9 protein-coding genes are annotated in these 11207 nt (G+C 59.7%); 2 read left to right on the top strand and 7 right to left on the bottom strand.

Annotated elements, in window-relative coordinates; genetic code table 11:
- On the top strand, nt 1-1346 hold a 1346-nt coding region (locus ACXRVY_RS08720), incomplete at its 5' end, for a DUF3300 domain-containing protein (protein WP_458237255.1).
- An 80-nt stretch (nt 1347-1426) separates the two neighbouring features.
- Complete coding sequence (locus ACXRVY_RS08715; RefSeq protein ID WP_223462568.1) at nt 1427-2269, top strand: DUF2950 domain-containing protein; 843 nt, start codon at nt 1427-1429, stop codon at nt 2267-2269.
- Here the strand turns inward: ACXRVY_RS08715 and ACXRVY_RS08710 are convergent.
- From ACXRVY_RS08710 to ACXRVY_RS08680, 7 genes are all read right to left on the bottom strand, one after another.
- Nucleotides 2251-2823 carry a GNAT family N-acetyltransferase gene (locus ACXRVY_RS08710; RefSeq protein ID WP_223462569.1) on the bottom strand — a complete coding sequence of 191 codons (573 nt, stop codon included), beginning with the start codon at nt 2821-2823 and terminating at the stop codon, nt 2251-2253. The genes ACXRVY_RS08715 and ACXRVY_RS08710 overlap by 19 nt on opposite strands.
- A gap of 485 nt (nt 2824-3308) precedes the next feature.
- Entirely contained in the window at nt 3309-3776 is a 468-nt protein-coding gene (locus ACXRVY_RS08705) for a hypothetical protein (RefSeq protein WP_458237254.1), read from the bottom strand.
- Between the two features lie 431 nt (nt 3777-4207).
- Nucleotides 4208-4558, bottom strand: a complete 351-nt coding sequence (locus tag ACXRVY_RS08700; protein ID WP_223462570.1) for a copper-binding protein — start codon at nt 4556-4558, stop codon at nt 4208-4210.
- Nucleotides 4555-7713 carry an efflux RND transporter permease subunit gene (locus ACXRVY_RS08695; RefSeq protein ID WP_458237253.1) on the bottom strand — a complete coding sequence of 1053 codons (3159 nt, stop codon included), beginning with the start codon at nt 7711-7713 and terminating at the stop codon, nt 4555-4557. Before ACXRVY_RS08695 ends, ACXRVY_RS08700 begins: the two co-directional genes overlap by 4 nt.
- Nucleotides 7710-9194 (bottom strand): efflux RND transporter periplasmic adaptor subunit, encoded by a 1485-nt coding sequence (locus tag ACXRVY_RS08690; RefSeq protein WP_223462572.1) that lies wholly within the window; start codon nt 9192-9194, stop codon nt 7710-7712. Before ACXRVY_RS08690 ends, ACXRVY_RS08695 begins: the two co-directional genes overlap by 4 nt.
- A complete protein-coding gene (locus tag ACXRVY_RS08685) occupies nt 9191-10447 on the bottom strand; it encodes a TolC family protein (protein WP_223462573.1) in 1257 nt (418 codons plus the stop codon). Before ACXRVY_RS08685 ends, ACXRVY_RS08690 begins: the two co-directional genes overlap by 4 nt.
- A 99-nt stretch (nt 10448-10546) precedes the next feature.
- Nucleotides 10547-10888, bottom strand: a complete 342-nt coding sequence (locus ACXRVY_RS08680; RefSeq protein WP_223462574.1) for a hypothetical protein — start codon at nt 10886-10888, stop codon at nt 10547-10549.
- Nucleotides 10889-11207 lie beyond the last annotated feature (319 nt).

The following is an 11207-nucleotide window of genomic DNA, read 5'->3' as shown; positions in this document are numbered from 1 at the left end:
TGTTTACCCAGGAACAGCTGGATCAAATGCTGGCGCCCATTGCGCTTTACCCGGACCCACTATTGGCACAGGTACTGATGGCCACTACCTACCCGGGGGAAGTCGGCGAGGCGGTCACCTGGTCCAAAGCGCACCCGGACGCCAAGGGCGATGATGCAGTCAAACAGGTAGCGAACCAGCCCTGGGATCCGAGCGTGCAGGCGCTGGTCGCCTTCCCGCAGGTTCTGGCAACGCTGGGGCAGGATCCCGTCTGGGTCCAACGCCTGGGTGATGCCTTCCTGGCGCAGCCCGACGATGTCATGAACGGCGTACAACGCTTGCGTCATCAGGCCCAGGCCGCTGGTAACCTGCAGAGCAACCAATATCAGAACGTGACGATCCAGAATGTCGCGGCACCGGCGACCACGACTGCGGCACCGGCTCCAGCCCCTGAATCGGCCCCGGCCAGCAACTCCACCATCATCATCCAGCCTGCCGATCCGCAGGTGGTGTACGTCCCCACCTATAACCCGACCACCACCTACGGCACCTGGGCCTACCCGGCGTCGCCGCCCGTGTACTATCCACCGCCACCGGCCTATTACCCTGGTCAGGCCCTGATGGCCGGACTGGCGTTTGGCGCTGGTGTGGCGATCGTTGGATCGTTGTGGGGTGAATGTGATTGGGGCAATAACGACATTGATATCGACGTCAATCGCTACAACAACATCAATACCAACAACCGCATCACTAACAACCAGAACAAATGGCAGCACAACCCGGTGCACCGCAATGGCGTGCCCTATCGAGACAGCGCGAGCCGCGCACAGTACGGCCGCCAATTGAACGGCGCCAATCAGCGTGAAGCCTATCGCGGGGACAATGCCCAGCGCACCCAGGCACGTGAAAATGCCCGCACCTCAATGGACAGGCACGGTATCGAACGACCTGCCACCAGCAACCGCGAAGCCCGTGATCAAACACGCAAACTCCAGTCCGCAACCGCGGGGGACAATCGGTTGCAGGCCGGTGCAGACAGGCCAAAGGCGGCTGACAGAGGTCAGGGCACGGCCAGAAACACCCGGGAGAATCAGCAGCCCAGGAACCAGAGCGCTCAGCTCAATCAGCGCAGAGAGGGCCAGGCGCAGACGCGTCAGACGGCGAATCAACGACCGGCCGCCAGTGCCGGCAGTGCCCGCAACAATGCGTTCGCCGGCGCACGCTCACCGTCCCAGGCCAACGTCCAGGCCAATCGTGGCCGGGCCAGCCAGGCATCCGCCCAACGCCCCAGTGCCGCGCGATCGGCCGGTCACCAGGTCAGCCGGCCGTCCAGTCCACCAGCGCGTCAAAGGGGGGGCCGTCGTTGAAAAACCATCCTCGATTGAAGGGACTCACGGGCTTGCTCCCTCATGTCCTTGCGATAGCTGCCGGCTTGTTGTGGTCGTGCGTGGCGACGGCACAGCAGGCCTTTCCAACGCCAGAAAAGGCCGCTGAAGCCTTTGTCCAGGCACTGGGCACGGAACACGCCGACCAGGCACGCCTGACCGAGCTGCTTGGCAGTGACTGGCACAATTACATCCCCCGCGAAGGTGTACAGCGCAAAGATGTGGATGCGTTCTTGCAGCAATACCGCGAGCAACACCACTTTGAAAACACCAGTTACCGCCAGGTTGTCCTGGCGGTCGGCAGCAAGAACTGGACACTGCCCATCCCCATGACAAAAGACGCTAACGGTTGGCGCTTCGACCTGAAGGCCGGCAGTGCCGAGATCCGTGCCCGTCAAATCGGCCGCAACGAACTGGCCGCGGTGCAATCGGTGCTGGCCTATCACGATGCCCAGATGGACTACGCGTCAGTCGATCGAGACGGAGACGGCGCACTCGAATATGCGCAGAAAATCTTCAGCACCCCCGGCAAGCACGATGGACTCTACTGGGCGGAAGACGACAGCGGCCAGATCAGCCCGCTGGGACCTTCGTTCGGCAAAGCCATTGCCGACGAAGAGTGGCATGGTTACCGCTTCCGTATCCTCGATGGCCAGGGTCCTTCGGCACCGGGTGGCGCCTACAGCTACCTCATCGGTGACAAGATGAGCCGGGGCTTTGCCCTGATCGCCTGGCCGGCGAAATACGATGACACCGGGGTGATGAGTTTCATGATCAGTCATGAAGGACAGGTGTTCGAGAAAGACCTGGGGCCCGGTGGTGAAAAACTGGCGCAATCGATGAAGCGCTTCGATCCGGATGACAGCTGGAAAGAGGTGGCTGAAGATCAAGCGCCGCAGGAGTGACCGGGGGCGTCACCGACCTGCTGCCGACGCTCTGAATCGCTGGGGGATCTTATCTGGACCAACAGGACGAATCGGTCTTCGTTCCCCGAATTTTCGTTACAGGAGGGTTGTTCCAGCTGGAATCCACAACGATCAAGGACTTTTCTTGAGCCCACATTTTCCTTGTAGGCAAAGGCAACCAGTTGCGTAAGCCCCCAGCGCATCCGTGCCTCCTGGACCAGATGCCTCAGCGCCAGCGTGGCCAGCCCCTGCCCGCACGCGCTCTGAGCAATCCGATAGCCGACTTGCGCAGAACGGGTCGATGAGTCGATGCTTTTCAGATTGGCTCGACCGACGATTCTCTGATTGGAATCCTCTATGACAAACGGGTGCCAGGCGCCAATGGCAAAATCGGACAAATAGCTTTCTATGTGATCGGCGACACCCTGCAACGAGTAAAAAGCAGGGTCGCGCGCATCAATATGGGATTCGAACCATTCACGGTTATGGACTTCGAATGCCAGCAACGCTTGAGCGTCAGTCTTTTTCAGCTCGCGAACGCTAAACGATTCCATTCATCACCTCTCCTGAGTCTTGTGCCGAAAGGGCCCAAGTTTATCTCATACCTGAATAACCTTGCCGGGCCGAGCAATCCCCCCTCTCGAATCCGAGCGACTTGCTCATCACTCGTGAAGGCGACACGATTTCGAAAAAAAGTCGCAAGCCCCGCTACGCTTCAGGGCTTGCGACTCTTTGCTATACGTCCCTCAAGCTCCCGGGACGTTTTCTACGGTATGCCTGCCATGTTCATTGCCGAACGTGCAGGTTTAGTTCGATACCTCATCCGGGGCATCCAGGGCGTCAGCCACAGCCTCTCTGGCTTCCCTCGCCTTGGCTTGGGCAGCCTCTCTGACTGCGCTCACCTCGGCTTTGGCAGCGTTCCTGGCTGCAGCTACGTCGGCCTTGACGGCGTCCCTGGCTGCAGCTACGTCGGCTTTGGCGGCGTCCCGGGCTGCAGCTACGTCGGCTTTGGCGGCGTCCCGGGCTGCATCTGCGCCCGCTACGCCAGCAGCTTTTGCAGCGTCCCGTGCTGCATCCGCATCAGCCTTGGCAGCGTCCCTGGCTGCATCTGCGGCATCGTTGTCATTGGCATCGTCGTTGTCACGCGCATTGCCGGGACCTCTGTTCCCGGCCAYGCCACCATGGTCATCGTCGTTGTCATGCGCAATGCCGGGRCCTCTATTCCCGGCCACTGCGCCATGGTCAGCGTCACCGCGCCCCGGGCCGCCATTGCCCGCAGCGCCAGCACCTGCACCGCCATTGCCTGCAGCGCCATGACCTGCACCGCCATTGCCTGCAGCACCAGCACCTGCACCGCCATTGCCTGCAGCACCAGCACCTGCACCGCCATTGCCTGCAGCGCCATGACCGCCGCCATCTCCATGGCCGCTACCAGCGTTACCGCCTCCGCCGTCACCACCGTGACCGCCGTGACCACCACCGCCTCCGCTACCACCATCTTTGGCATACGCGCTGGAGAAACTTGCGATGTAATCGGGTACCAGGACAGTCGATGCCGACAGGACCCCGCCGATTGCCAGAGCCAACAAAGTTTTCTTGAGCAGCATGATGTACCTCCGCTTGGCGTTGCGTCGTCACCTCCGTATCGAACGCAATGTCCAGTTGAGTTCCCGGCCGCCCACTGGAGCGGCCGGGCAACCGGCACGGTCATAAATGTGCAGCAACCACGAGCAACTGTGGCATCCGCACGATCCTTGAGAGCCGGTTGGCATCATTGTGTGGGAAGCATTCCCACAGTTTTTTTCGATAAGTGCATTCAGCCCGAGTTCAACAAAAGAGCATCAGGACCGACGAACGGATTGCACAGAAACTTCAACCTGACCCAAATGGTAAAAACCGGCACGACGATGGGTACCGGTCACCTGCAACATCAGCCCTTCATTTTTTTATGGAAACAATCGTGGCTCTACCGCCCTCCAGCCGAAAGGAAAACGATACAGGGTCTCCAACCTCCAGCCCTTTCAGTTGATCTTCCGTCACTGAAAAGGCCATGGTCATTGGCGGCCACTGCACTGCTGGAACGGCGCCATGAGCGAGGGTCACCGTATGCTTCGCGGGATCGATCGCCTTGATCGTACCCTCGGCGCTGGCGACAGGAGCCGGCTTCGACTCCTGCTTCATTTCCATGTCGCCCATACCTTCCATTTTCATTCCTGGCATGTCCTGCGCGTAAGTAGAAAGCGACAACACAACGGCGGTGCTTGCGACTGCAACAAGGGTCAGTTTCATACGATTTTTCCTTTAAGGGTTTGAGGTTCGATAGTGAGCTGCCGACGACGCATCAAGCGATAGGCTGCCGGAATGACAAACAGGGACAGTAAAGGTGCCGTGACCATACCGCCGACCATGGGCGCGGCGATGCGGCTCATCACTTCGCTGCCCGTACCGCTGCCCAACAGGATGGGTAACAGGCCTGCAATGATGACGGCCACGGTCATGGCCTTGGGGCGAACCCGCTGCACGGCACCTTCACGAATCGCCGCCACCAGTCCGCGCTCAGAGCTGTCGCCGAGGTCTTCACGTTCGGCCCAGGCATTCTTCAGATAGAGCAGCATGATGACGCCGAACTCGGCAGAAACACCGGCCAAAGCGATAAAGCCGACTCCGGTGGCGACCGACAGATTGAAGCCCAACAGATAGAGGAACCATGCCCCGCCAGTCAGTGCGAATGGCAGAGTGGCCATGATCAGCAAAGCCTCGTCGAATCGGGCGAACGTCAGGTAGAGCAGCACGAAAATGATCAACAGCGTGGCCGGCACCACCAGTTTGAGGCGTGCGTTGGCCCTTTCGAGAAACTCGAACTGCCCGGAGTAGCTCAGGCTCATGCCCGGTTGCAACTTGACCTGTTCATCGACGACCCGACGCAGATCGGCAACCACCGAGGCAATGTCCCGACCGCGGACATCGATGTATACCCAGCCTGAAGGTCGTGCGTTTTCGCTCTTGAGCATCGGCGGACCGTCACTGACCTTGACCTTCGCCACCGTGCCCAGGGTGATCTGACTACCCAGCGGGGTGTAGATCGGCAGTTGCTCCAGGGCGCCGAGCGAGTCGCGCCACTCTCGTGGGTAACGTACGTTGATCGGGAAACGTGCAAGCCCTTCAATGGTCTCGCCGACATTTTCACCACCGATGGCGCCAGCGACGATGGACTGCACATCGGCGATGTTCAGCCCATAACGGGCGGCGGCCTTGCGGTCGATATCCACGTCGATATAGCGGCCGCCGGTCAGTCGCTCGGCCAGCGCCGAACTGACACCGGGCACGTCCTTGGCCACTCGCTCGATCGCCTGTGTCGCGGCATCGATCTGCGTCAGGTTGGTGCCGGCGACTTTCACGCCGATGGGACTCTTGATCCCCGTGGCAAGCATATCGATGCGGTTACGAATCGGCGGTATCCAGATGTTGGTCAGACCGGGCACACGCACCACACGGTCCAGTTCCTCCACCAGTTTTTCCTGGGTCATGCCTGGACGCCATTGCTCATGCGGTCTGAACTGGATCGTGGTTTCGAACATTTCCAGAGGCGCCGGATCTGTCGCGGTTTCAGCGCGACCGGCCTTACCGAAAACGTGCTCGACTTCTGGCACGGTCTTGATCAGGCGGTCAGTCTGTTGCAGCAGTTGCGCCGCTTTTTGTGCCRACAATCCCGGCAGTGCAGAAGGCATGTAGAGCAGGTCGCCCTCATCCAGCGGGGGTAGAAATTCGCCACCCAGGCGAGACATTGGCCATAGCGCACTGACAAAAACCAATAGCGCCACCAGCAGAGTGATCTTTGGTCGACGCAAGACCGCGTCCAGAGCCGGCTGATAGATCCGAATCAACCACCGGTTCAACGGGTTCTGTTGCTCACCGGGAATTCGCCCCCGAATCCAGTAGCCCATCAGCACTGGCACCAGGGTCACCGACAATCCCGCCGCTGCGGCCATGGCGTAGGTCTTGGTGAAAGCCAATGGGCCGAAAAGGCGTCCCTCCTGAGCTTCCAGGGTGAACACTGGAATGAACGACAGGGTGATGATCAACAGACAGAAGAACAGCGCTGGTCCCACTTCCGCCGCAGCTTCAGTCATCACATGCCAATGATGTTCACCCTTCAGCTCTTCGCCGGGATGGGCCGCATGCCAGGCCTCGATCTTCTTGTGGGCGTTCTCGATCATCACCACCGCGGCGTCGACCATGGCGCCGATGGCAATGGCAATCCCGCCCAGGGACATGATGTTGGCGTTGATGCCTTGGTAACGCATGACGATGAAGGCAATCAACACACCAACAGGCAGCGAGATGATCGCCACCAGCGATGAGCGCAGGTGCCAGAGGAAGATCCCGCAGACTAACGCAACGACGATGAACTCCTCGATGAGCTTGTGGCTGAGGTTTTCCACCGCACGGTCGATCAGCTTGCTGCGATCGTAAGTGGTGACGATTTCCACGCCGGCCGGCAGACTGCTTTTCAGTTCGTCGAGTTTGGCCTTGACCGCAGCAATGGTCTGGCGAGCGTTCTTGCCGCTACGCAAAATCACTACGCCGCCGACCGCCTCCCCTTCGCCGTCGAGTTCGCTGATGCCACGCCGCATTTCCGGTCCCGACTGAAGGGTGGCGACATCGCCAAGGGTCACTGGAACACCGCCCGCACCGAGCTTGAGCGGGATCGCCCGAAAGTCATTGAGCGTTTTCAGGTAGCCAGAAGCCCGCACGATGAACTCGGTCTCTGCCATTTCCAGCACGGCACCACCGGTTTCCTGGTTGGCTTTGCCGATCGCCTCGGATACCTCGGCCTGAGTGATGCCGAGGCTGGCCAGTTTGAGCGGATCAAGCTGCACCTGGTACTGCTTGACCATCCCCCCCACGGTGGCCACCTCCGCTACATTGGGCAGAGTCTTGAGTTCGAACTTGAGGAACCAGTCCTGAAGTGCGCGTAGCTGTGCCAGATCGTGTCCGCCACTGCGATCCACCAGTGCGTACTGGTAGATCCAGCCCACTCCCGTCGCATCCGGCCCCAACGCCGGCCTGGCACTGGCCGGCAACCGACTTTGAATTTGGCTCAGGTACTCCAACACCCGCGAGCGAGCCCAATACAAGTCAGTGCCGTCTTCAAACAGCACGTAAACAAAGCTGTCGCCAAAGAACGAGTAACCACRCACGGTCCTGGCGCCCGGCACCGAGAGCATCGTGGTGGCCAACGGATAGGTCACCTGATTCTCGACAATCTGCGGCGCTTGTCCCGCAAAGGGGGTACGGATGATGACTTGAACATCGGAGAGATCCGGCAATGCATCGATGGGCGTGCTCTGCACCGACCAGATGCCCCAAGCCGTGACAAACAGCGTCGCCAGCAGTACCAGGAAACGATTGGCCACTGACCAACGAATAAGGGCGGCGATCATGGTTGAACTCCCGATTTATCCAGGCGCTCGACCCGCAAGCCATCGTCAGTCTGGCTCACAGCGATCCGTACCTTGTCACCCGCTTTAAGGCCCTGCATCAGCGCCGGATTGGCGAGTGGGAACGTCATCGTCATGCCAGGCATGCCCAGTGTCTTGAAAGGACCATGGGCGAGCGTGACTTCTTTATCGTTGATCTCAACGATCTGCCCATCCGCCTCATGCAAACTGGCGGCTGCTCCACTGGGTGGCGACTCTTGCTCCGAATTAGCAACAATGCCCTTGAGACTGGCTTCCGAATCGAGGAGGAACTGGCCAGACGTAACCACCTTCTGGCCTTCTTCCAGGCCTTTCAAGATCGCCGTCTTGCCATCGCTTTCCTGCCCGAGTTGCACCTCCACTGGGCGGTAGCGGCCCGCATCTTCGGCGAGCATCACCAGGGCACGTCGGCCAGTGCGAATCACCGCTTCGCTCGGCACCCACAATACACTTTGCTCAGTTGTACGATTCAGGCGGACCTGCGCTGTCAAACCTGGTCTCAGGCGCCCATCTGGATTGGGCAGTTCCACCCGCACACGAAGCGTGCGGCTGTCCGGATTGGTCTCGGGCAAAATCGCGCTGACCTTGCCACTGAGCGTTGCCCCTGGAAAAGCTGGCAAGCGCGCCTCGACTGCCTGACCCACGGTGATAGCTCCGGCATCCGATTCCGGAACGGCCACGGCCAGCCAGACACTGCTCAAGCCATTGACGCGTGCCAGAGTGTCGCCAGCCGCCACGGTCATACCCGCACGTACGTTCAACTCTTGCAGCACGCCGCTGATGGGGCTGGTGAGGGTCAGGTTCGGCTGGACTTTGCCACTGCGCTCTACCTGGGTGATCAGCGCAGCCGGCATCCCTGTGAGCCTTAGTCGCTGGCGGGCCGCAGCCAGCAGGTCGGCATCACCGTTGCGCTTGAGGGCAAGGAACTCTGTCTGAGCGGCCGCCCACTCCGGCACCAGGATATCCGCCAATGCCGCGTTGGCATTGAGCACATCACCGGGTGCATGGGCATAGACCCGCTCCACAAAGCCCGGGGTGCGTGCCTGGATTACCGCGACATCCCGTTCGTTGAACGCCAGGACACCTGTCACGTCGAGACTGGACTCAAAATTTCCACGAGTGACAGTCGCAAAACGCAGACCGAGATTCTGAGTCAGGCCTGGATCGATACTGACCGTCGCACGGTCACTACCTCCATTGGCGTACTGGGGGACCAGTTGCATGTCCATGAAGGGGGACTTGCCCGGCTTATCGAATTTTTGCTGCGGGTACATGGGGTCATACCAATACAGTGCCTTGCGTTCGTCCGGCGAATTGAGTTTCTGCTCCTGGGCCGCAACAGGTACCGCGCTCATGCGCTGGTGAGCGAACCAGTAGCCACCGGCAACACCCAATGCCAGCGAAATGCCAACCAGCCATGCCCCGTTCCATTTTGTAAGGTTCATTGGCTGGACTCCCCATAAGCAAAATACAGACGCGCACTGGTCAGCGCTCGCTGCTCCTCCACGTCGATCTGTTTGAGTCGGGCTTCGATGAGTTCACGTCGGGCGGCCACAACGGCGTTTAAATCGCCTTTGCCGGCACGGTAGCTGGCCATGCTGAGTTCGACCTTTTCCCTGGCCAGCGGCAGCAGGCTTTCCTGGTTGCGGCTTACCGCACGATTCAGGCGTGCATAGTCAGCCAGTTCGTTTTCCAGTTGCTGAGTGTGCTCGCGTGACAGGGCTTCGCGCTCAGCCTCAAGCTGGCTGAGTTCAGCCTGTTTGGCTGCGATTTTGGGGTTTTGCCGGGAGTCAGGAAACAGCGGCAAGTCCCAGGACAATTGCACGCTGACCATGTCGCCGAACTGGCGATCGCGATGTTGATAGTCAAGCTCCCAACTCCAGTCTGACTTTTTCTCAGACTCGGCTTCACGGACCTTGGCTTGCGCTTCGCGGGTCATCGGCGCAAACGCTGTCAACTCGGGGTGGTGTTGCAGTTTATGGGCGTAGCTTGAGGAATCGATAGGCCACTGCGGCAAGCTGCCCACAGGCTTGTCGTTGGCGGCGGAGCCAATCCAGCGTTTGAGGGCCGCTCGGGCCTGCGCTCTCTGGAGAATCAGATCGTCCTGTTGCTCCGCCAGTTGGGCCGCTTCTTGCTTGGGCGTCACCGCATCGGCGGGTTGAGCGCGGCCACCTGCAATCCGGGCCCGGACGGTATCGGCCAGCAGGCGGTTTTCTTTGTAGAAGTCCTGGAACAGCGCATCTTTGCGCTCGACCGAGTAGCTGCTGATCCAGGCCAATGCCGTGGATTGGCGTACGTTCAGTCGTGCAACCCGACGCTCGGCGGCAGCGCGATCAACGCCGGCGTTGGCGACCTCGATGCGAGCTTTGCGTTTGTCACCGTTGGGCATCTCTTGCCTGACCCCGACCATTTGCATGGTCATGAAGTCGTCGTTGATGCTCCAGCGATCCGGGCCGCCGATGGGGTAGTTCTGCACACCTGCCAGCAACTTGGGGTCAGGTAATTCACCCGCGGGTATAGCCGCACTGCTGGCAGCTTGAATCTTTGCATCTTGTGCAGCCAGCGACGGCGCATTGTTTTCGGCCAGCCGCAGCGCTTCATCGAGTGTCAATGCGCCAGCGAAGCTCGGCAATGCCAGTACGCTAACCGCCAGACCGGCCACGAGGGACCAACCTGTGCAATAGCACTTGGAGTTCATGTCTACGATTCCTGTGATCATCCACTGCAAGCGTCAAAAGAAATGCGCGCAGCTATGCCATCCCGCTAAAACGGAATGAGGCTCAATGTGGGACAGGAATCAAACGCGAGGCGGTCGCCATACCCCGGAAGGGGTCGGTACAGGCATGGAATCGCTGGAAGAGGAAAGCACTACAGGGCTGAACAACGTGACAGGAGGCTTGTCGATCGAGACTTGCAGCATACCGCCAGTCTTGCACTCCTGGCCCGGCTTGCAGGGTTTGCCGTGCTCGGTCGGGCTTTTCATATCGTTGCAGCAGTCCATCCCCATATCGTCCATCATCGCCATGCCCATCGTCTTCATCGGGCAAGGTTCTGTCGGTGCCTGAACGCCCGCCATCCCGCTGAGGGGAAGCGCCAGGCTAATCACGAAAATGAAGCAAAACCGCAGGTAGCGTTTCATGGGGTTGGAGTGTAGCCGTCAGAAATAGTACTAACAATCAATTGAACGCACGCGCTCGGTTGCCTTGCGCAAGGCGTTGATATCAGCGAATCCGGATTAAGCCAGCATTACTGACACAAAATGCAAGGTGATCCTGTTCGCAGGCAATGCTAACGCTGCTGCCCCCCGATAACTAATGGACAATTGAGTGAAAAGAGAAAGGGAGGGCATCCATGCCCTCCCCTCCGCGGTCCACGCTCCCTGCGACAGTACTGACCAGGACCTCAAGTGGCCAGAATGAAGTCCGTCTGATCAACGGCCGCGCTGCTGACACCCACAA

The organism is Pseudomonas sp. P5_A2_2, from assembly GCF_054177685.1.
Note: the sequence above shows the minus strand (reverse complement) of the source record. Positions and strands in the feature narration are given on the sequence as shown.